This window comes from Parasphingomonas frigoris, from assembly GCF_036663815.1.
Taxonomy (GTDB): Bacteria; Pseudomonadota; Alphaproteobacteria; order Sphingomonadales; family Sphingomonadaceae; genus Sphingomonas.
In genome coordinates this window covers 860,722-881,461 of sequence record NZ_JAXOJQ010000002.1, presented here as the reverse complement: position 1 = coordinate 881,461, position 20,740 = coordinate 860,722, and the positions used below count along the sequence as shown (strand labels likewise).

Annotated in this window: 20 protein-coding genes; 12 read left to right on the top strand and 8 right to left on the bottom strand. The window is 67.3% G+C overall.

Annotated features, from left to right (window positions below; genetic code table 11):
• The first annotated feature begins 32 nt into the window (after window positions 1-32).
• From U1872_RS09600 to U1872_RS09565, 8 genes are all read left to right on the top strand, one after another.
• Window positions 33-911 carry an NAD(P)-dependent oxidoreductase gene (locus tag U1872_RS09600; protein WP_332792651.1) on the top strand — a complete coding sequence of 293 codons (879 nt, stop codon included), beginning with the start codon at window positions 33-35 and terminating at the stop codon, window positions 909-911.
• Entirely contained in the window at window positions 908-1,933 is a 1,026-nt protein-coding gene (locus tag U1872_RS09595; RefSeq protein ID WP_332792650.1) for an amidohydrolase family protein, read from the top strand. Before U1872_RS09600 ends, U1872_RS09595 begins: the two co-directional genes overlap by 4 nt.
• Window positions 1,930-2,961, top strand: a complete 1,032-nt coding sequence (locus U1872_RS09590; RefSeq protein ID WP_332792649.1) for a Rieske 2Fe-2S domain-containing protein — start codon at window positions 1,930-1,932, stop codon at window positions 2,959-2,961. Before U1872_RS09595 ends, U1872_RS09590 begins: the two co-directional genes overlap by 4 nt.
• The gene (gene ligA, locus U1872_RS09585; protein WP_332792648.1) at window positions 2,958-3,428 is read left to right on the top strand and encodes a protocatechuate 4,5-dioxygenase subunit alpha; all 471 of its coding nucleotides are present in this window, start codon (window positions 2,958-2,960) and stop codon (window positions 3,426-3,428) included. Before U1872_RS09590 ends, ligA begins: the two co-directional genes overlap by 4 nt.
• A 1-nt stretch (window position 3,429) precedes the next feature.
• Window positions 3,430-4,272: a class III extradiol dioxygenase subunit beta gene (locus U1872_RS09580; RefSeq protein WP_332792647.1), complete on the top strand. Its 843-nt coding sequence runs from the start codon at window positions 3,430-3,432 to the stop codon at window positions 4,270-4,272.
• Window positions 4,269-5,207: a Gfo/Idh/MocA family oxidoreductase gene (locus U1872_RS09575; RefSeq protein WP_332792646.1), complete on the top strand. Its 939-nt coding sequence runs from the start codon at window positions 4,269-4,271 to the stop codon at window positions 5,205-5,207. The genes U1872_RS09580 and U1872_RS09575 overlap by 4 nt, the downstream gene beginning before the upstream one ends.
• Window positions 5,204-6,382: a 4-hydroxybenzoate 3-monooxygenase gene (gene pobA / locus U1872_RS09570; RefSeq protein WP_332792645.1), complete on the top strand. Its 1,179-nt coding sequence runs from the start codon at window positions 5,204-5,206 to the stop codon at window positions 6,380-6,382. The genes U1872_RS09575 and pobA overlap by 4 nt, the downstream gene beginning before the upstream one ends.
• A 96-nt stretch (window positions 6,383-6,478) precedes the next feature.
• Window positions 6,479-7,882 (top strand): alpha-amylase family glycosyl hydrolase, encoded by a 1,404-nt coding sequence (locus tag U1872_RS09565; protein WP_332792644.1) that lies wholly within the window; start codon window positions 6,479-6,481, stop codon window positions 7,880-7,882.
• A gap of 12 nt (window positions 7,883-7,894) precedes the next feature.
• Here the strand turns inward: U1872_RS09565 and U1872_RS09560 are convergent, their stop codons facing one another.
• The 6 genes from U1872_RS09560 to U1872_RS09535 form a co-directional block, all read right to left on the bottom strand.
• Window positions 7,895-9,958, bottom strand: coding sequence for a prolyl oligopeptidase family serine peptidase (locus tag U1872_RS09560; protein WP_332792643.1), 2,064 nt, complete (start codon window positions 9,956-9,958; stop codon window positions 7,895-7,897).
• Window positions 9,959-9,998: 40 nt separating this feature from the next.
• Window positions 9,999-12,044, bottom strand: coding sequence for an amidohydrolase family protein (locus U1872_RS09555; protein ID WP_332792642.1), 2,046 nt, complete (start codon window positions 12,042-12,044; stop codon window positions 9,999-10,001).
• Between the two features lie 74 nt (window positions 12,045-12,118).
• Window positions 12,119-13,321: a DUF2252 family protein gene (locus U1872_RS09550; RefSeq protein WP_332792641.1), complete on the bottom strand. Its 1,203-nt coding sequence runs from the start codon at window positions 13,319-13,321 to the stop codon at window positions 12,119-12,121.
• A gap of 171 nt (window positions 13,322-13,492) precedes the next feature.
• Window positions 13,493-13,960 (bottom strand): RidA family protein, encoded by a 468-nt coding sequence (locus tag U1872_RS09545; protein WP_332792640.1) that lies wholly within the window; start codon window positions 13,958-13,960, stop codon window positions 13,493-13,495.
• On the bottom strand, window positions 13,957-14,604 hold the full coding sequence (locus tag U1872_RS09540) for an HAD family hydrolase (RefSeq protein WP_332792639.1): 648 nt from the start codon (window positions 14,602-14,604) through the stop codon (window positions 13,957-13,959). Before U1872_RS09540 ends, U1872_RS09545 begins: the two co-directional genes overlap by 4 nt.
• Window positions 14,601-14,882 carry a DUF3572 domain-containing protein gene (locus U1872_RS09535; RefSeq protein ID WP_332792638.1) on the bottom strand — a complete coding sequence of 94 codons (282 nt, stop codon included), beginning with the start codon at window positions 14,880-14,882 and terminating at the stop codon, window positions 14,601-14,603. Before U1872_RS09535 ends, U1872_RS09540 begins: the two co-directional genes overlap by 4 nt.
• Before the next feature lie 37 nt (window positions 14,883-14,919).
• On the opposite strand from U1872_RS09535, the gene U1872_RS09530 reads away from it, so the two are divergent.
• A complete protein-coding gene (locus tag U1872_RS09530) occupies window positions 14,920-15,282 on the top strand; it encodes a response regulator (RefSeq protein WP_332792637.1) in 363 nt (120 codons plus the stop codon).
• A gap of 105 nt (window positions 15,283-15,387) precedes the next feature.
• Here the strand turns inward: U1872_RS09530 and rpmG are convergent, their stop codons facing one another.
• Complete coding sequence (gene rpmG, locus U1872_RS09525; protein ID WP_010162189.1) at window positions 15,388-15,555, bottom strand: 50S ribosomal protein L33; 168 nt, start codon at window positions 15,553-15,555, stop codon at window positions 15,388-15,390.
• A 169-nt stretch (window positions 15,556-15,724) separates the two neighbouring features.
• On the opposite strand from rpmG, the gene U1872_RS09520 reads away from it, so the two are divergent.
• The 3 genes from U1872_RS09520 (at window position 15,725) to U1872_RS09510 (ending at window position 17,218) form a co-directional block, all read left to right on the top strand.
• Window positions 15,725-16,048, top strand: coding sequence for a hypothetical protein (locus U1872_RS09520; RefSeq protein ID WP_332792636.1), 324 nt, complete (start codon window positions 15,725-15,727; stop codon window positions 16,046-16,048).
• A 16-nt stretch (window positions 16,049-16,064) separates the two neighbouring features.
• On the top strand, window positions 16,065-16,616 hold the full coding sequence (locus tag U1872_RS09515; protein WP_332792635.1) for a TMEM165/GDT1 family protein: 552 nt from the start codon (window positions 16,065-16,067) through the stop codon (window positions 16,614-16,616).
• A 110-nt stretch (window positions 16,617-16,726) separates the two neighbouring features.
• Window positions 16,727-17,218, top strand: a complete 492-nt coding sequence (locus U1872_RS09510; protein WP_332792634.1) for a Dps family protein — start codon at window positions 16,727-16,729, stop codon at window positions 17,216-17,218.
• Between the two features lie 75 nt (window positions 17,219-17,293).
• Here U1872_RS09510 and U1872_RS09505 read toward each other — a convergent pair whose 3' ends face one another.
• Window positions 17,294-20,695, bottom strand: a complete 3,402-nt coding sequence (locus tag U1872_RS09505) for an error-prone DNA polymerase (protein ID WP_332792633.1) — start codon at window positions 20,693-20,695, stop codon at window positions 17,294-17,296.
• Window positions 20,696-20,740 lie beyond the last annotated feature (45 nt).

Here is a 20,740-nt window from a genome sequence, read left to right as displayed (position 1 = left end):
CGGGGCGGGCGCGTCTTCGCCACCCTGCTCTCATGGCGACGCAAGATCCCAGTTTCATCGGTTTTGGAGAGGCGGCGATGGCCTTCGCCGGTGGCCTCTCGGCGTCGGGCTATGATCGCAAGCTCGCCGATCCCGCGACGCGCGCCGCCAAGCTGGCGGACTTCGACGCGCTCCACGCAGAAGCCGCGATGACCAACCACGCGGCGGTCGCGGGCAAAGCGGTAATCCTGTCGCTCGTCACCGCCGACCAGGCGCGCGCTGCCGCCGAAGAAACCGCGCTGTCGATCGCGCCCGGCGCTTTGTTTTGCGACCTCAACTCGGTCGCCCCCGAAACCAAGCGTCACGCCGCGCAGGCGATCGAGCAGGCCGGCGGGCGCTATGTCGATGTCGCGGTGATGGCGCCGGTCCATCCGCTCGGGCGCAAGGTGCCGCTGCTCGTGGCGGGCCCACATGCCGAAGCAGGGGCCGAAGCATTGACCACGTTCGGCTTCACCAACGTCCGCATCGTCGGCGCCAGCATCGGCGCGGCAAGTGCGACCAAGATGATCCGCTCGGTGATGGTCAAGGGGCTCGAGGCGCTCACCGCCGAATGCCTGCTCGCCGCCGAAGCTGCCGGGGTGCGCGACGAAGTGCTCGCCTCGCTCGACGCCAGCGAACGCGCGCGGCCCTGGGCCGAGCGCGGCGCCTACAATCTCGAACGGATGATCGTCCATGGCGGCCGCCGCGCCGAGGAAATGGTCGAAGTCGTCAAGACGCTCGATGCGCTCGGCACCGGCTCGGCAATGGCGCGCGCCACCACCGAGCGCCAGCGCGCGATCGGCGCGCTCGGCGTCGCCCCCACCGATACCCTCGATTCCACGCTCGCGCTCCTCAATGCGCGGCTTTCTCCTGCTGTCGGATGTGCCGCATGACCCTCGTGATCGACTGCCATGGCCACTACACCACGGCCCCACCCCAGCATGACGCGTGGCGCGCCGAACAGACTGCGGCGTTCAAGGCCGGCACCCCGGTCCCGGCCTACCCCGCGATCAGCGACGACGAGATCCGCGCGACGATCGAGGCCAACCAGCTCAAGCTGATCCGCGAGCGCGGCGCCGACATGACGATCTTCAGCCCGCGCGCCTCGACGATGGCGCCGCATGTCGGCGACGAGAGCGTCGCGCTGCAATGGGCGCAGGTGTCAAACGATCTGATCGCGCGCGTCTGCGACCTGTACCCCGAGACCTTCGTCGGCGTCTGCATGCTGCCGCAGAACCCGCAGGCCGACATGGCCGGCTCGATCGCCGAGCTCGAGCGCTGCGTTACCGAGCTTGGCTTCATCGGCTGCAACCTCAACCCCGATCCCGGCGGCGGCCATTTCACCGCGCCGCCGCTGACCGACCGCTTCTGGTATCCCTTTTACGAGAAGATGGTCGAACTCGATGTGCCCGCGATGATCCACGTCTCGGGATCGTGCAATCCGGCGATGCACGCCACCGGCGCCTATTACATCGCCGCCGACACGATCGCCTTCATGCAACTGATCCAGGGCGACCTGTTCCGCGATTTTCCCTCGCTGCGTTTCATCATCCCGCATGGCGGCGGCGCGGTGCCCTATCATTGGGGGCGCTATCGCGGCCTCGCCGATATGCTCAAGCAGCCCGATCTGGCGACGCATCTGATGAACAACGTGTTCTTCGACACCTGCGTCTATCACCAGCCCGGCGTGAATTTGCTGGCCGAGGTGATCGACAGCAAGAACATCCTGTTCGGCAGCGAGATGGTCGGCGCGGTGCGCGGGATCGACCCGCAGAACGGGCACTATTTCGACGACACCAAGCGCTATGTCGACGCGCTCGCCATTCCCGAAGACGAGCGCGCCGCGATCTTCGCGGGCAATGCGCGCCGCGTCTTCCCGCGGCTCGATGCCAAATTGAAGGAGCGCGGATTGTGAGCACCTGGGTCACCAACGCCTGGTACGTCGCCGGCTGGGATAGCGAAGTCGACCACACTCCACTCGCGCGCACGATCTGCGGCGTGCCGGTGATGCTCTACCGCAAGCTCGACCGGCAGGTCGTGGCGATGCGCGATGCCTGCCCGCACCGTTTGCTGCCGCTGTCGATGGGGATCCGCGAGGGCGATTCGATTCGCTGCAAATATCATGGGCTGAAGCTCGGCCCCGACGGCGTCGCCGAGGAGATGCCGCTCAAGACCGACCGCGTGAACACGCGCGTCTGCGCCGAGACCTATGTCGTCGCCGAGAAGCATCGCTTCGTGTGGCTGTGGGTCGGCGACAAGGCACGCGCTGACGAGGCGCTGATTCCCGATCTGTGGCCATGCTCGACGCCGGGCTGGACCTTCGACGGCGGCTATTACCATGTCGAAGCCGATTACCGGCTGATGATCGACAATCTGATGGACCTGACGCACGAGACGCACGTCCATTCGGGCTCGATCGGCCAGCCCGAACTGATGGAGGCACCGCTCCAGACCCGCGTCGAGGGCGACCGCGCCTATGTCGCGCGCTGGATGCCGGGCGTCGATGCGCCGCCCTTCTGGCGCGGTGCGCTCAAGCAACCGGGGCCGGTCGACCGCTGGCAGATCTGCGAATTCCTCGCGCCCTCGTCGGTGATGATCGACGTTGGCGTGGCGCCGGTCGGCGCGGGCGCGACGCTCGAAAGCCATGACCAGGGCGTTCGCGGGATGGTGGTCGATTGCATGACCCCGGAGAGCGAAGGCACGATGCACTATTTCTGGGGCATGGCGCGCAGCTTCGACGTCGACGATCCCGGCTTCACCGCGCGCTTCAAGCGCGCGCAGGGCGGGGTGTTTTCCGAGGACAAGGTGATCCTCGAAGCGCAGCAGCAAGCGATCGCGCGCAATCCCGATCTCAAGATCAATGCCTACAATATCGACGAGGGCGGCACGCGCGCGCGGCAGATCATCCGCCGACTGATCGCTGCCGAGGAGGCAAGGGCATGACCGCGCCACGCGACATCCACGCCTATCTCGCCGAGCTCGAGACGATCCCCGGCACGCGCGTCTACACCGCGGCGCGCGCGCGAAAAGGCTTCCACCTCAACCAGTTCGCCTTCAGCCTGATGCAGGCCGACAATCGCGAGCGCTTCAAGGCCGACGAGCGCGCCTATCTCGACGCTTGGCCGCTGACCGAGGCGCAGAAGGCCGCCGTGCTGGCGCGCGATTACAATGCGATGCTCGACGCGGGTGGCAACATCTATTTCCTAGCGAAGATCTTCTCCACCGACGGCAAGAGCTTCCAATATGCCGCGGGCACGATGACCGGCATGAGCCAGGAGGAATATGCCGCGATGATGCTCGGCGGCGGGCGCTCGCCGGAGGGCTTGCGCTCGTACGCCGAGCAAGCGGCGCTCGCCGAGGTGGCCGAAATCGCCTCCGAAATCCCCAACGCGCCGACGGCGGAGAACTGACATGGCCCGCATCACCGCCGGCATCACCACCAGCCACATCCCCGCGGTCGGCGCCGCGCTCGACAACGGCAAGGCCGACGAGCCCTATTGGCAGCCGGTCTTCGCCGGCTACGAGTTCGCGCGGGCCTATGAGCGCGACACCAAGCCCGACGTCGTGATCCTGGTTTATAACGACCACGCCTCGGCGTTCGACATGACCTTCATCCCGACCTTCGCGATCGGGTGCGCCGACAGCTTCCCGATCGCCGACGAGGGCTGGGGCCCGCGCCCGGTGCCCGAAGTGCAGGGGCATGCCGATCTCGCCTGGCACATCGCGCAGAGCTGCATCCTCGACGAATTCGACATGACGATCATCAACGCGATGGCGGTCGATCACGGGCTGACCGTGCCGATGTCGCTGATGTTCGGGCAGGTCGACGCCTGGCCGGTCAAGGTCGTGCCGATCGCGGTCAATGTCGTCACCTATCCGCCGCCCTCGGGCAACCGCTGCTGGCTGCTCGGCGAGGCGATCGCGCGTGCGGTGGCGAGCTACCCCGAGGATCTCAACGTGCAGATCTGGGGGACGGGCGGGATGAGCCATCAGCTCCAGGGGCCGCGCGCAGGACTGATCAACAAGGAATGGGACACCGCCTTCCTCGACAAGCTCACCGCCGACCCAGAGGCGCTGCGGCACATGCCGCACATCGACTATCTGCGCGAAGCGGGCAGCGAGGGGATCGAACTCGTCATGTGGCTCATCATGCGCGGCGCGCTGGGGCCCAAGGTGCGCGAACTGCACCGTCATTATCACGTGCCGGCGTCGAACACCGCCGTCGGCCACATCGTTCTGGAGCCATTGCCATGAAGATCGCCCTCGCCGGTGCCGGCGCGTTCGGGGAAAAGCATCTCGACGCCCTTGCCAAGATCGACGGAGTCGAGGTCGTTTCGATCGTCGGCCGCCGATTGGAGCCGACCCAGGCGGTCGCCGCCAAATATGGCGTGCAGCATGCCTGCACCGAACTTAGCGAAGCGCTCGAACAGCCTGGGCTCGACGCGGTGATCCTCGCCACCCCGACGCAGATGCATGCCGAGCAGGCGATCCAGTGCATGGCGGCGGGCAAGCACGTCCAGGTCGAGATCCCGCTGTGCGACAGCCTCGCCGACGGCGAATCCGTGCTGGCGAAGGCCGAGGAGACCGGTCTCGTCGCGATGGTCGGCCATACGCGGCGCTTCAACCCGTCGCACCAGTTCATCCACGACAAGATCGTCGCGGGCGACCTCGCCGTCCAGCAGATGGACGTGCAGACCTATTTCTTCCGCCGCAAGAACATGAACGCCAAGGGCGAGGCGCGCAGCTGGACGGATCACCTGCTGTGGCACCACGCCGCGCACACCGTCGACCTGTTCGCCTATCAGGCGGGGCCGATCGTCCAGGCCAATGCGATCGCCGGGCCGCTCCATCCCGAGCTCGGCATCGCGATGGATATGTCGATCCAGCTGAAGGCCGAGAGCGGCGCGATCTGCACGCTGTCGCTGAGCTTCAACAATGACGGGCCGCTCGGCACCTTCTTCCGCTACATTTGCGACAACGGCACCTGGATCGCGCGCTACGACGATCTCGTGACGGGGCGAGAGGAGCCGATCGACCTGTCGGGCGTGGCGGTGTCGAGCAACGGCATCGAGCTGCAGGACCGCGAATTCGTCGCGGCGATCCGCGAGGGGCGCGAGCCGAATGCGAGCGTCGCGCAGGTCATGCCGTGCTACCGCATCCTCGACCAGCTCGAGCGTCTCGCGTCATGAGCACGCGCCGCACCCAGGTCGCCGTGATCGGCGCGGGGCCCGCCGGGCTGCTGCTCGCGCATCTGCTCCGCGCCGAGGGGATCGACGTGATCGTGATCGAGCGCCAGACGCCCGATTATGTTCTCGGGCGGATCCGTGCCGGGGTGCTCGAACGCGGGACGACCGACCTGCTCCACCAGCTCGGGCTCGGCGAGCGGCTGACCGCGGAGGGGATGGTCGAAGACGGCTTCAACCTCGCCGATGGCGAGCATCTGATCCGGATCGATATCGCCGCGCTGACCGGCAAGCGCGTCACCGTCTACGGCCAGACCGAGGTGACGCGCGACCTGATGGATGCGGCGCCGGCCCGCGGGATCGAGATCGTCTATGGCGCGACCGATGTCGCGCTGCATGATCTGACCGACGACCGGGCGGCGGTGACCTTCAGCGTCGACGGCGTCGAACAGCGGATCGAGGCCGATTTCATCGCCGGTTGCGACGGCTTTCACGGTCCGTCGCGCAAAGCGATCCCGATGGCGGAGCGGCGCGAGTTCGAACGCGTCTATCCGTTCGGCTGGCTCGGCATCCTCGCCGACGTGCCGCCGTGCCACCCCGAATTGATCTACGCCAACGGTCCCAAGGGCTTCGCGCTCGCCTCGATGCGCTCGCCGACGCGCAGCCGCTATTACATCCAGGTGCCGCTGACCGACCGGATCGAGCAATGGCCCGAGGCGCGGTTGTGGGACGAGCTCGAGGAGCGCTTCGCGCCGCTCGCCGCGGGGCCGGTGACGCGCGGTCCCGCGCTCGAAATGTCGATCGCGCCGCTGCGATCCTACGTGTTCGAGACGATGCGCTATGGCCGGCTGTTCCTCGCCGGCGACTCCGCGCACATCGTGCCGCCGACCGGCGCGAAGGGGCTCAACCTCGCAGTGTCCGACGTCGCCTATCTCAGCCAGGCGATGATCGCGCATTACCGGCGCGGCGACGATAGCGGGCTCGACGGCTATCAGGCCAAGGCGCTGTCGCGGATCTGGAAGGCCGAGCGCTTCAGCTGGTTCCTGACCAAGCTGATGCACCGCTTCCCCGAGGACGGCCCGTTCGAGCATCGCATGCAATCGGCCGAACTCGCCTACCTTGCCGGGTCGACCGCGATGCAGACCGCGGTGGCGGAAAATTACGTCGGGCTGCCGTTGTAATGCACGCCTGAAGCCTTCCGGGCCGATTCATACGTATTCTTTCCATCTCGGCCGGACGCGGTGGCATAGCCGCGAAAAGACAGATGGGAGGATGCAATGCAGCGGTCGACTTTGGCAGGGATGCTTGCGGCGCTGGTCGCGAGCCTCAACCCCGGCTTGGCGAGCGCGCAGCAAGCGCCCGCGACGGCGATCGACGCGCGCTACCAGCCACGCCCGTATGTGACGCTCCAGCATCCGGGCTGGACCAAGACGGCGGTGCTCTACCAGATCAACACCCGCCAGTTCACGCGCGAGGGCACCTTCCGCGCCGCGCAGGCGCAATTGCCGCGGCTGAAAGCGCTCGGCGTCGACATCCTGTGGCTGATGCCGGTCCATCCGATCGGCGAGAAGAACCGCAAGGGCGGGCTCGGCAGCCCCTATGCGGTCAAGGACTATCGCGCGGTGAACCCCGAGTTCGGGACCGTCGACGATCTCAAGGCGTTCGTCGCGGCGGCGCATGCGCAGGGGATGCACGTCATCCTCGATTGGGTCGCCAACCATACCGCGTGGGACAATGTCATCCACACCGCGCATCCCGACTGGTACGAGCATGACTGGAAGGGTGCGAACCGGCCGACGCCGTTCTGGGACTGGTCCGACATCATCGACCTCGATTATTCGAAGCCCGGCCTGCGCCAGTACATGACCGACGCGATGAAATATTGGGTGCGCGACGTCGGCGTCGACGGCTTCCGCTGCGACGTAGCGGGCTATGTTCCGCTCGATTTCTGGGAGAATGCGCGCGCCGAGCTCGACGGCATCAAGCCCGTCTTCATGCTCGCCGAATTCGACCAGCGCGACGTCCACGCCAAGGCGTTCGACGCGACCTATGCGTGGAAATGGAACAATGCGATGGCCGACATCGCCGCCGGCAAGGCCGACGTGAACGCGCTGTTCCTCTATTATTCCGAACTCCAGAGCGCATGGCCGGCCGAGGCGATGCGGATGACCTATACCGAGAATCACGACCAGAATGCGTGGGAAGGCACCGAGTTCGAGCGCTTCGGCCCCGCGCTCCCCGCCGCGATCGCGCTGTCGTTCGTCGGCGAAGGGATGCCGCTGATCCACAACGGGCAGGAAGCGGGCAACCCGCGCCGGCTGAAATTCTTCGACCGCGACCCGATCACGTGGCGCGATCATCCCAATGCCGCGCTGTTCCGCCAGTTGATCACATTCCGCGACGCGCATCCCGCCTTGTGGAATGCGCCGTGGGGCGCGCGGATGGCGCCGGTGGTCAACAGCGCGCCGACCAAAGTCTTCTCGTTCGTGCGCGAGAAGGATGGCGACAAGGTGCTGGCTTTGTTCAACCTCTCCGCCACGCCGCAGACGGTGTCGTTCAGCGACGGCCCGGTCGCTGGCCGCTATGTCGATGCGGCCAGCGGGTCGGCGGTGGTGATCGACGGCGCGAGCACGGTCAGCCTGCCGGCGTGGGGGTATCGCCTACTCGCGGTTGCGCGCTGACCCCCCACGCGCTCAGCGCGGTCGGTAGCGATCGAACCAGGCGAGGATCGCGGCATTCTCGGCGACGAGTTGCGACGGGCGGTCGGCGAGCCCGCCATGGCTCGCGCTCGGCACGCGGATCAGCGCGGTCGGCACCGAGCGGATCTGCAGCGCGGCATAATATTGCTCGGCCTCGCTCGGCGGGGTGCGGTGGTCCTCCTCGCCGACCATCACCGCGGTCGGCGTCTTGACGTTGCCGACCAGACTCAGCGGCGAGCGGCGCCAATAGCCCTCGGGATCCTCCCACGGCATCTTGCCGAACCAATATTTGGCCATCGAGGTATAGCCGTCGGTGGTCAGCACCTCGCTCGTCCAGTTGATCACCGGCTTCTGCGTCACCGCTGCCTTGAAGCGATCGGTCTTGCCGACGATCCACGCGGTGAGCAGCCCGCCACCCGACCCGCCGGTGACGAACAGCGCGTTTGGATCGACGCTGCCGCCCGCGATCGCGGCATCGACGACGCTCATCAAATCGTCATAATCCTGCGCCGGATAACTGTGGTGGATGCGGTTGGCGAACTCCTCGCCGTACGACGTCGACCCGCGCGGATTGGCGTAGACGACGACATAGCCGGCGGCGGCGTAGAGCTGGTCGTCGCTCGACCAGGCGGGGCCGTAGCTGGCGAACGGGCCGCCGTGGATCTCGAGGATCAGCGGATATTTGCGCGCCGGGTCGAAGTCGGGCGGGGTCACCATCCAAGCGTCGATCGGCAGCCCGCCCGCCGACGAGGTGACCGGCAACGGCCGCACCGCGCCGAGCCGCTTGCCCGCGAACAGGTCGCGGTTGAGATCGGTCAGCCGGCGCAGCGCGCCGCCGCGTGTGGCGACCGCGATGTCGCCGGGGCGCGCAGCGTCGCCGACCGTCGCGGCGATCACGCCGCCGGGCGACACGCTATAATCGCCGCTGGAATAGGGCCGGTCGAGCTCGCCGCTGGCGAGGCCGCTGGCGACCGTCGTCACGGTCCCGTCGAGCGTGACGCGCGCAATCTTGGTGACGCCGCGATCGACATATTTGACGTAGATCGCCTTGCCGTCGCCCGACCATTGCGGGTCGCCGACGTCGCGGTCGAGCCCGGCGGTAAGCAGCCGCACGCCGCTGCCGTCGGGGTTCATCACCGAGAGGCGATGGTTCTGATAGCCGAGCAACTTGTCGTCGAAACCGACGAAGGCGATCAGCTTGCCGTCGGGCGAGGCGACCGGCGCCTCATCGGGGCCGTTGCGCGTGGTCAGCTGGCGCAGCGCGCCGCTGTCGGCGTCGACCGTGAAGATGTCGCTGTTGAGGCCGTCGCGCTCGGGATCCTTGCCGCGATTGGTGGCGATCAGCAGATGCTTGCCGTCGGCGCTCCACGCGACGCTGCGCCCGTCGTCATACGCGCCGAACGTCAGCTGGCGCGCCGCGCCGCCATCGGCCGAGACCGCGAAGACGTGGGTGTAGCCCGGTCGCAGATAGCCGGCGCCGTCGGCACGGTAATGGACCTGGCCGATGATCTTGAGCGGCTCGGCCCATTTTGCGCCCTCGGGCTTGGCGATCGGCACGCCGAGCTTGGTGCCGTCGCCGGGCACGAACATGGTGAAGCCGATCGACCGGCCGTCGGGCGACCAGGCGATGTCGGTCGGGCTCTCGGGCAAAGCGGTGATCGCCGCGCTCGTTCCGCTGCTCAGCCAGCGGACGTAGATTTGCGGCTTCTGCCCCTCGGCGCGCGCGGTGAAGGCGAGGCGGCTGCCGTCGGGCGACCAGCGTGGCCGCGCGCTGCCGGGGACGCCGAGCGGCGTCTGCCGACCGCTTGTCACGTCGACCAGCCAGATCTCGCTGCGATTGTTGTCGATCATGATGTCGCCGGTCGCGCGGGTATAGGCGATGCGCTTGCCGTCGGGGCTGATCTGCGGCTCGCCGGCCTGCGCGAGCGAGAAGACGTCGCGCGCGCCGAAGGTCCGCGACGGCGTGCCGACTTCGGGCGCGGGCGCGGCGGGCGGCGGCGTCTGCGCGACGGCGGCGCTGCTCAGGAACAGGGTGATCAACAGCGCGGGACGGAACATTGGTGTCTCCAGCAAAACAGGGCAGGGGCCAGCAGGGCGATCAGCGCGCGGCGATCGCCTTCGTCGGGAGCGCGACCGAAGGGGCGGGGGCGAAGGGCTTGATCCCGAAGTTCGGATAGACCTCGCTCGGATAATAAAACGTCCCGTCCTTCACCACCATCGCGATCGTCTTGATCGCCTTGATGTCCTTGGTCGGATCGCCGGGAATGAGGAAGAAGTCGGCGAGCTTGCCCTTCTCGATCGATCCGCGGCGCTGCTCCTCGCCGAGATATTTCGCCATGTCCCAGGTCGCGCGCGTCAGCACCTCGGCATTGCCGAAGCCGGCTTTGGTGTAGAGCTCGAGCTCGCGGTGATAGGTCAGCGCGCCGCCGGTGTCGGTGCCCGGCACGATGAACACGCCGCGATCGTGGAGCATCCGCACCGTCTTGACGATCTGGCCGTACGCGCCGCGATACGCCGCATCGTCGCCCGGCGCCGAGGTGTCGATCCACGCCTTCTTGAGCCCGCGCTGCTCGCCGATCGGCAGATGGTCGTAATAGTCGACCGCGCCAGCCGGTACCTGGCCGTCGCGGTTGAGCAGCAGATTCTCGTGGATGCCGAGCGTCGGGTCGATCGCCTTCTTGCCGTCGACCATCAGCTGGATGGTGTGCTGCACAACGGGCGACGACAGGTCGAGCGCTGGCAGCCGCTTGAGCGCAGTCAGGCGGAATAGCGTGCGCGTATCCTCGCTCGGCTTGATCACCCAGCCGAGCATGAACTGGTTGATGTGCGTCATCTCGTCATAGCCTGCCGCGATCATCTGGTCGGCGGTGGCGAAGGCGGGGACGTGCCCTGCGACGCGCAGGCCGAGGCGATGCGCCTCCTTGACCATCGCCGGTACCCAGGCGGGGTTCATGCTGTTGTAGATCTTGATCTGCCAATAGCCGCGCGCGGCGTACCAGCGCACCGCGTCGACCGCGGCGGCCTCGCTGTCGACCAGGATGCCGTTGTTCGCGCTGAACGGCGACTTGCCCTCGATGAAGCCGCTGCGCACGACGCGCGGGCCGCCGATGATGCTGGCGTCCATCCGCGTGATCAGCGAATCGAGCACGGCATTATCATTGCCCATGTCGCGCACCGTGGTGATCCCGGCGATCAGATTGAGTAGCGCACTGTCCTGTCCGAGATGTCCGTGCATCTCGGTCATCCCGGCAACCAGCGTGCCGCCCGCGCCGTCGATGCTGACCTCGCCCGGGCTGGCGACGCTGTCATTGGGCTCGACCGCGGCGATCGTCGTGCCGTTGACGATCACTGCCATGCGCGACGTCAGCGTGCCGGTCCTGGGGTCGAACAGGCGGACGTTGCGGATCCGGACCGGCGCGCCGTAGCGATGCGCGACCGCCTTCTGGATCGCGACGTAGCGATCGGTCGACCATTGCGCGGCGAGCGCGCGCAGCCGGACTTCCTCGCCCTCATAGCCTTGGCGCAGGATCGCCGAATCGGGGGTGACATAGCCGAACATCTGGTTCGCGCCGTCGAGCAGGATCGTCTCGGGCTGCGTCTCGATCCCGCTGAGCGTGTAGGCGGTGACGGTGACCGGGCCGCCCTTGCCGGCGACGCTCAGCGTCTCGCCCTTGGCGAGCTTGAGCGCGCCGCCCGGCAGCGCGGGCAGTTCGCCGTTCGGGCGCTTGAGCAAGGCGCGGGCGTAGAGCCCGAGCGCCCACGGGCTGCCGCTCTGCGCGACGTAGAGGCTCGGAGCGCGGACGACGCTCTGGCCGGGGCCGGTCGAATCGGTCCAGCGCGCGGTCGTGCCGGACTTGGCGAAGGTCTCGGAAACCTTGCTGCCGAAGGTCGTCGCGCCGCTGATCGTCCAGGCGACGGGCAGGCCGTCGGCGTCGACGTCGAGCTCTTCCTTCATCGTCGGGCCGCGACCATTGTTCTTATAGTCGAAGTCGATCTTGCTGTGCGCACCCGTCGTGTCGACGTCGAGATGCCCGACGGTCTTGCCGCCGAAGATCACGCTGAACCGCTCAGGCGCGGCATGCGCGGCGGAGACCGAGAGAAGCGAGACCGATGCCCACAGGGCCAATGTGCTGAGATGTTTCATGGGAATAATACACCACAAGCCAACGCCCTAGGGAAGCCGACCTCCGCGCAATAATTTCACCGGCCCGTCGGGCGTCAGGCGGCCTGCGCGAGCGCGTAGCGGCGGCAATGTTCGAGATAGCCCGCCTCGTGGTTCGCGGTCAGGTCGACGACGCTGCGCCACAGCCACGACGGTGCGTCGATCCCGGCGCCGCGATGGTCGAGCAGCACCTTGCGCCACTCGCGGCGCTCGGCGTCGGTCATCTGGCGGGCATGCGCGCGCCCCACGACATAAGCGAGATAGCGTGCCGCGGTCGTCGCCTCGCGGCGGCTGAACTGGTCGATCTCGAGCTTGAGATCCTGTGGCATCAGCTCGCGCATCACGATCGGCGTGTCGAGCAGCCGCGCCGCCAGCATGCGCTCGCCGAGATTGGGCGAGAGCGCGCGGGCACCGGCGATGACGCGTTCGGCGGGATCGGCGGGCATGACCGCACCCTTGCGCGCCGGCGCGACGGCGCGGACCGCTTCCTTGAGATCGATCAAAGCGACCGAATCGGGCTCCTTCTTCGAACCGCCGATCGCCACGATCGCGGCAAAGCGCAGATTGCCGAGCGAGCTGCAGCCCTTCATCCAATAAGCGGCGTCGGCCAGCCGGACGCGGCTGTCGCAGTCGCGATGCGACAGCGCGAGGATCATGTCCCGCACCGCATCCTCCTCGAACAAGGCGGACAGGCCGTCCTTCTCCGCGGGCGAGAGCGCGAAGAACTTCTTGCCGAGCGGGATCTTCGGCTCGACGTCGCTCAGCCGTTCGGAGGCGAGGTGCCGCCAGCGCCGCCCGAGCGCGCGGCGGCGCACGGTGCGCACCGCGCCGGGTTCGGGCGTCGGGCGGTCGCCATCGGGATCGCGGAGCGCGAGGTCATAGCCCTCGATCATCTCCTCGATCATCCGCGCCGTGGTCACACCGGGCAGGTCCGAGCCGCGCGCCGCGGTGGCGAGCGACAGGCCGAGCCGGATCAGGTCGTGCGCCGGATTGCCGATCACCGTCTGGTCGAGATCGCGAATCTGCACCGCGACCTTGCCATCGGTATCGGCGAGCGGGCCGAGATTGCCGAGATGGCAGTCGCCGCAGATCCAGATCGCCGGCCCTGCGGGGAGCGTCTTGGCGGCCGGCGATTGCGCGAGCCATTCGTAGAATTTGACGGTGTTGCCGCGGACATAGGCGTGCGTCGAGCTCGCCATCTTCAGCACGCGGGTCTGCTCGAGCACCGTCGCGCGGTCGCGCACCGCGACGCCGCTCATCGCGGTGAAAACTCGAAAACACAGGCGCTTGCAACCGTGCAGGCGCATATTCTCATCGGCATTGTCAGACCCTTGCCCGCTACGATCGTCGAGCAGGGGCAAAGCGCGGGACGGGGCTTCTGTTCCGTCCCGCGCGGGTCTTCATGTCAAAATGTTGCTCTGCAGCGGCGTTCAGTTCGTCGAGATCTGCACGATCGCGTCGACTTCGACCGCCGCGCCGAGCGGCAGCGCGCCGACGCCGACCGCGCTGCGGGCGTGCTTGCCGGCTTCCCCGAACAGCTCGACCATCAGATCCGACGCACCATTGGCGACCTTGGGCTGGTCGGTGAAATCGGCGGTGCAATTGACGAACACGCCGAGCTTCACGATCCGCTCGACACGGTGCAGCCCGCCGAGCGCGGCCTTGATCTGCGCGACGAGCATCAGCCCGCACGCCTGCGCGGCGCGCTGGCCGCCCTCCAGATCGACCGAATCGCCGAGCCGCCCCTTGACCAGCTCGCCATCGATGAAGGGCAACTGCCCCGAAATGTGGAGCAGGCCATGCGCGTCGACCGCGGGTACGTAGGAGGCGACCGGGGCGGCGGGGGCGGGCAAGGCCAGGCCGAGCTCGGCGAGCTTGCGGTCGATACGGTCGGTCATGCGGAGGTCCTTTCAGCGGTGGGGGTGGCCGGTACGGCGGCGGCGAAGCGATCGGCGATCCAGCGTTCTGCAACCTGCCAGTCGTCGATGCGGACATGCGCGTCGGGCGCCGGCGGCACGCTGGGGGCGAGCTTGGGCTCGGACACCATGTGCAGGCGGAAGACGCCCGGCGCATGCTTGGCGACCGAGGCGTGATGCACCGCGAGATCATCGACGAAGACGGTGACGGGGTTGCCGAACTCGGCGACCAGCCGCGCGACGGGATCGCCCTTGCCGCCCTGGTTGGTCTCGACGCGATAGTCCATGTCATGGCCGAGCAGCTGCGCGATGCGCGGCTCGCGATTGTGATCGGCGAGGTTGGTGAGGATCACCACATCGGCGACCTCGGAGAGCTTGGCGAGCGCTTCGCGCGCATGCGGCACCAGCGTCTGGCGGCTCATCTCGTCGGGAAAGAAGCCGTGGAGCAATTCCCACATCTCTTCCTGCGTCGGCGCGGCGCTGCCGTCGCGGCGGCGCATGCTCGACGCGAAATCGCCGCCCTCGATCGCGAAGTCGATGTCATGCGTCTCGTGCAGCCACACGCCGAAGTGCCGCACCATGTGCAGCAGTACCTCGTCGCAATCGCAGATCAACAGGCCCTTCATTCGTAATACTCCGGATCGAGCGCGGCGCGCGCAGCGACGATCGCTTGTGGGGTCTGGCCGATCCCCTCGGCACAGGCGAGCAGGTCGGGCTCATAGTTTTCGAGAAAGCCGAGCACCGCCGACAGCACCGCCGGCTCGCTCGCACGGGCGCGCAGATCGTCCGGGGTCAGGCCAGTCGTGTCGAGCAGCCGCTGGGCCCGATCTTCCTCGCCGAGCGTCCAGACCAGGGCGTTGAGCGCGATCTGCATCGGGTCGGGATTTGTCACTGCGTCGCGCATTGGATAGGAGCGTCCCATGGACCAAGGAATGGCGGGCGTGGCAAAAAGGGTGCTCGTTGTCGAGGACAACGAACTCAACCTCAAACTTTTCTGCGACCTGTTGCGCGCGCATGAATATGACACCGAAGGCGTGCGCGATGGCCGCGAGGCGGTGCAGCGCGCACGCGGTTTCGCGCCCGATCTGATCGTGATGGACATCCAGCTGCCGCACGTCAGCGGCTATGAACTGATCCAGCATCTCAAGGCGGATTCGGAGCTGCGCGCGATCCCGATCATGGCGGTGACGGCCTATGCCGGGCGCGAGGATGAGGAGCGGATCCGCGCGGTCGGGGCGGACGCCTATGTCTCGAAGCCGATCTCGCTGATGCGCTTCGTCGATGCGGTGGCCGCGCTGCTGTAGCCTTAAGCCCCTCCCCTGAAGCGGAGGGGCTTTGAAAACGCGAAAAAGGCCGCCGGGCGGGTGCCCGCGGCCCTGATCGACGCAACCGGCCTTGCGGCCAGTGGCTTACTTGATCTTGGCTTCCTTGAACTCGACATGCTTGCGCACGACGGGGTCATACTTGCTGAAGCTCAGCTTCTCGGTCTTGGTGCGCGGGTTCTTCTTGGTGGTGTAGAAGAAGCCGGTGTCCGCCGTGCTGACGAGCTTGATCTTGACCGTGGTCGGCTTTGCCATGACCTGAATTCCTGTGATCTGAAAATGCAAAAGCGGCGAACCGGCCGCCGCTTGAAGCGCTGCCCGATGGCGCAACGCGGTCGCGATGTCAAGCGCGGCACCCGATTCGCAACCGATTAAGCGCCTGTTTACCACCATGCGCGCACGCTGCGCGTCAAAGGGGACGGCCATGACCATCGCGCCAATTGCCGGGGATCTCGCACGGAGCGAACTTGCCGAGCGAATCGCGCTGATCGGCCGGCACGCGCCCGCCGCATCGCTCGCCACGCTCGCCACGGAGATCGACGCGATCCGTGCCGCGGCGCTACGGAGCGGGCTGCTGCCCGCCGTCGCGGTCGCGCAGGTCATCGCCGCGGCATTGGCGCGCGGCGAGCGTGGCACGCTGCTGTGCGACTGGATCGCCATGCTGCGCGAGGCGGTCGGCTGCGAGCGGCAGGACGAACAGGCCTGCCAATCCTATGCCGCGGCCTGCTCGGTTCGCCTGACCGGCTGAGCGGATGGATGCGCTGATGGCCGCGCTTGTCGCGGCGCTCCTCACCCAGGCGAGCGACCGCGCGCCGTGGACCGCGGCTCTGCTCGGCGATCGCTATGCCGGCAAGGGCGCGGTAATCGCGGCGACCGCGCTCGCGCTGGCGATCGGAAATACGATCAGCGTGGTCGGAGGACTGTTCGTCGCATCCTTGCTCTCACCCAATGCGCGCGACCTGTTGCTGGCGCTCGCCTTGCTGTCGGCCGGCGTATCCGGATGCTGGCCGATCAAGCCGGCGAAGCTGCGCAACTGGCGGCTGGGCGCGTTCGGGACGAGCCTGCTGACGATCGCGATGCTCTCGCTCGGCGACCGCATGCAGTTCATCACGGCCGCCCTCGCGGTGCGCAGCACCACGCCCGCGCTGGCCGCGGTCGGCGCGACGATCGGCGCGCTGGTCGTCACCACCCCCGCGATCCTGCTCGGCAGCAGGACGCTGCGAACGCTGCCGACGACGGCGATTCGCCTCGGTTCGGCGGCGGTGTTGCTCGTGTTCGGCACGGTGCAGGCATTGGCAGCGTTGCGGCTGATCTAGCCAGCCGATCGCCTTGATCGCATTTTTGTCCAATCCGCAGCGGAGCCAATGGGCTAGGCGATCGTTACCACACCGATTCGATTTTCTCGCTTACTCTGGAGGACATCCCGATGGCTGCCGACGCATTGAAGACTCCGACCGACCTGCCGAGCAACGCGACCAAGACCGTCGCCGAGGCGCTCAACGGCATCCTCGCCGACTCGTTCGCCTTGTTCTTCAAGACCAAGAATTTCCACTGGCACATGTCGGGCCCGCATTTCCGCGACTATCACCTGCTGCTCGACGAGCATGCCGCGGAAATCTTCGCCGGCACCGACGACATTGCCGAGCGCGTGCGCAAGACCGGCAACACCACGCTGCGCTCGATCGGCGACGTGGCGCGGCATCAGACGATCAAGGACAATGACGCGGCCTTCGTCGCGCCGGCGGCGATGCTCAAGGAATTGCGCGACGACAATCTCGCTCTGGTCGAGGCGCTGCGCGAGGCGAAGGACATTGCCGACGAAGCGAAGGACAATGCCACCAGCGCGATGATCGACGACTGGACCGACCAGGCCGAACGCCGTGCCTGGTTCCTGTTCGAGACCGGCCGCGCCGCCTGACGGTCTGGTTAAGACTCCCCTCCCTTTCAGGGAGGGGAGGTTATATGGCGCGCTTCGGGCCAGAAGGATCCGGCGCTAGTGGAAATCGTGGCTGCGGACCGGGATGAGGTCGCCATCTTCCTTGCCCCCCGTCCGTGGCGGCCAGCTTTCGAGCGCGCGCTGCGGCGGGGGTTTCCAGCCGGGCTTGCGGTCGCGCGGGTCGATCGTCCCGCCATGCGTCGCGCCGTCGCCGGGCATCGTCAGGCGCGGCAGGTCGATGTCGCCGATCTGGCGGAGCAATCCGGTCAGATCGGTGATGCGGTCGGCGATGACGTGGATCGTCCCGCTCTCGCACTGCACGCGGCCGGTGACGCTCAGCATTGCCGCGCCCATTACCGTACGGCGCTGCGCCTCGAAGCGATCGGGCCAGAGGATTGCGTTGGCGATGCCGGTCTCGTCCTCGAGCGTGACGAACACCACGCCCTTCGCGCTGCCCGGGCGTTGTCGTACCAGGATCAGCCCGGCGACCTCGACGCGTGTGCCATCCTTCACACGGGCGAGATCGGCACACCGCACCATCCGCCGTCGGTCGAGTTCGCCGCGCAGGAAGCTCAGCGGATGCGCGCGCAGCGACATCTGCGTCGCGCGATAATCCTCGACCACTTCGCGCCCTGCAGTCAGCGCGGCGAGCGTCACGCTCGGCTCGGTCGGCGATTCGATCGCGGCGAACAGCGGCAGCGGCTTCTGCCCGAGCGCCTTGACCTCCCACAGCGCGCGGCGGCGATCGAGCCCGAAGCCGTGGAAGCCATCGGCCTGCGCGATCTTCTCGAGCGTGAGCAGCGAGATACCGGCGCGGCGCCAGACATCCTCGATCGAGGCGAACGCGCGCGACGCGCGCGCGATGAGGATGCGGCCGGCCTCTGCGCCGGAAATGCCGAGGATGACGCGCAGGCCGAGACGGAGGGGGGATAAGTCTCCCTCTCCCCGCTGGCGGGGAGAGGGTCGGGGAGAGGGGCAGTGCTGCGTTACCGAGCGTGGCGGTTGTTGAAGCGTCCCCCTCTCCCCGGCCCTCTCCCCGCGAGCGGGGAGAGGGAGAAGAAGGATCGTATCCCATTCGCTCCGATTTACGCACACCGGCTCGATCCGCACCCCATGCTCGCGCGCATCGCGCACGATCTGCGCGGGCGCGTAGAACCCCATCGGTTGCGCGTTGAGCAAGGCGGCGCAGAACACATCGGGGTGGTGGCACTTCATCCAGCTCGACGCATAGGCGATCTTGGCAAAGCTCGCCGCATGGCTCTCGGGGAAACCATAGCTGCCGAACCCCTCGATCTGCTTGACCAGCCGCTCGGCGAAATCCTGGCTGATGCCGTTGCCGAGCATGCCGGTAATCAATTTGTCGCGGAATTCGCCGACCCCGCCGGTCATCTTGAAGGTCGCCATCGCACGGCGCAGCCGGTCGGCCTCGCCCGGGGTGAAGCCGGCGCCGACGATCGCGACCTGCATCGCCTGCTCCTGGAACAAGGGCACGCCGAGCGTCTTCTTGAGCACCGCTTCGAGCGCGGCGTTGGGATATTCGATCCGCTCCTTCTGCTCGCGCCGCTTGAGATAGGGGTGGACCATGTCGCCCTGGATCGGCCCGGGGCGGACGATCGCGACCTGGATCGCGATGTCGTAAAACTCCTTGGGCTTCATCCGCGGCAGCATCGACATCTGCGCGCGGCTCTCGATCTGGAAGGTGCCGAGCGTGTCGGCGCGCTGGATCATCGCAAAGGTGGCGGGGTCGTCGACCTGCATCGCGTCGCTGTCGAGCCGCAGGTCGATGCCCTTATGCTCGCGCAGCAGATCGAAGCAGCGCCGCATGCAGCCGAGCATGCCGAGGCCGAGAATGTCGACCTTCATCAGCCCGATCTCCTCGACGTCGAGCTTCTCCCATTCGACCACGCGGCGGTCGATCATCGCCGCGGGCTCGACCGGCACCAGCTCGTCGAGCCGGTCGTGCGATAGCACGAAGCCGCCGGGATGCTGCGACAGATGCCGCGGCGTACCGATCAACTGCGTCGCCAGTTCGAGCGTCAGCGCGAGCCGCGGCTCACTCGCGTCGAGGTTGAGCGCGGCGACATGCTCCTGCGGCACGCCGTCGTTCGACCAGCCCCACACTTGCGAGGCGAGCGCCGCGGTCATGTCCTCGGGCAGCCCGAGCGCCTTGCCGACCTCGCGCACCGCACCGCGCGAACGATAGCGGCTGACAACGGCGGTCAGCGCGGCATGCTGCTCGCCATAGGTCTCGTAGATCCACTGGATCACTTCCTCGCGCCGCTCATGCTCGAAATCGACGTCGATATCGGGCGGTTCGCGCCGCTCGGTTGAGATGAAGCGCTCGAACAAGAGCGTGTGGACGATCGGGTCGATCGAGGTGATGCCGAGTACGAAGCAGATCACCGAATTCGCCGCCGATCCGCGGCCCTGGCACAGGATGCCCTGGCTGCGCGCATAGCGCACGATCGAATTGACCGTGAGAAAGTAGGGCGCGTAGTCCATCTGCGCGACCAGCTCGAGTTCATGCTCAAGCAGCTTGGTATAAGCCGGTGGCGGCGCGCCCTCGAAGCGGTCGGACAGCGCCTTGCGTGCCATCGTCGCCAGCGCATCCTGCGGCGTGCGCTGGCTGATGACCACTTCGTCGGGATAGTGATACTGCTCCTTCAACTCGCGCAGCGAAAAGGTGCAGCGCTCGACGATCGCTTCTGCCGCGGCGAGCGCGCGCGGATGGTGCTTGAAGCGCCGCGCCATTTCGGCGGGGCCTTTCAGATGCCGGTCGGCGCTGCGCTCGCGCGCATGGCCGAGCGCGTCGATCGTCGAGCGATGGCGGATCGCGGTGACGACGTCCTGCAGCATCCGGCGCTGCGGCACATCATAGAGCACGTCGCCGGTGGCGAGCGGGGTGAGCCCGTACTGCTGCGCCTGCGCGTCGAGGCTGTGGAGCCGCTGCGCATCGCCGGGGCGGCGGTGCTGCGTCAGGCAGACATGCCCGCGACTGCCGAACACATCGGCCATCCAGCGCAGCGCCTCGCCATCCTCTGCATAGGTTTCGGTCAGGCCGGGGACGAGCGCGGCGACGAGCCCGTCGGCATGCGCGGCCACATCCTCCCAATGCAGGAAGCAGTGTCCCTTCTCGCCCTTTTGCGGATCTGCGCGGCCCTTGCCGAGCGTCAGCAGCCGCGTGAGCCGGCTCCAGGCGGCGCGATCCTCGGGCCAGACCAGCACCGATGTGCCGTCGACCAGATCGAGCCGGCAGCCCGCGACCAGCCGGATCGGACGGATCGTCGACATCTGCTCGGCCGCGACCAGCCCGCGCACCACGCCGCCGACCGAATTGCGATCGGTGATGGCGAGCGCGGGCATGCCCTCGATCGCGGCGGCCTTGAACAGATCCTCGGGCGAGGAGGCGCCCCGCAAGAAACTGTAGTGGCTCGTGACCTGCAGTTCGCACCAGCTCATTGTTCGAAACCGGCAATGTGACTATAGCAAGTGACCAGTTCGGTA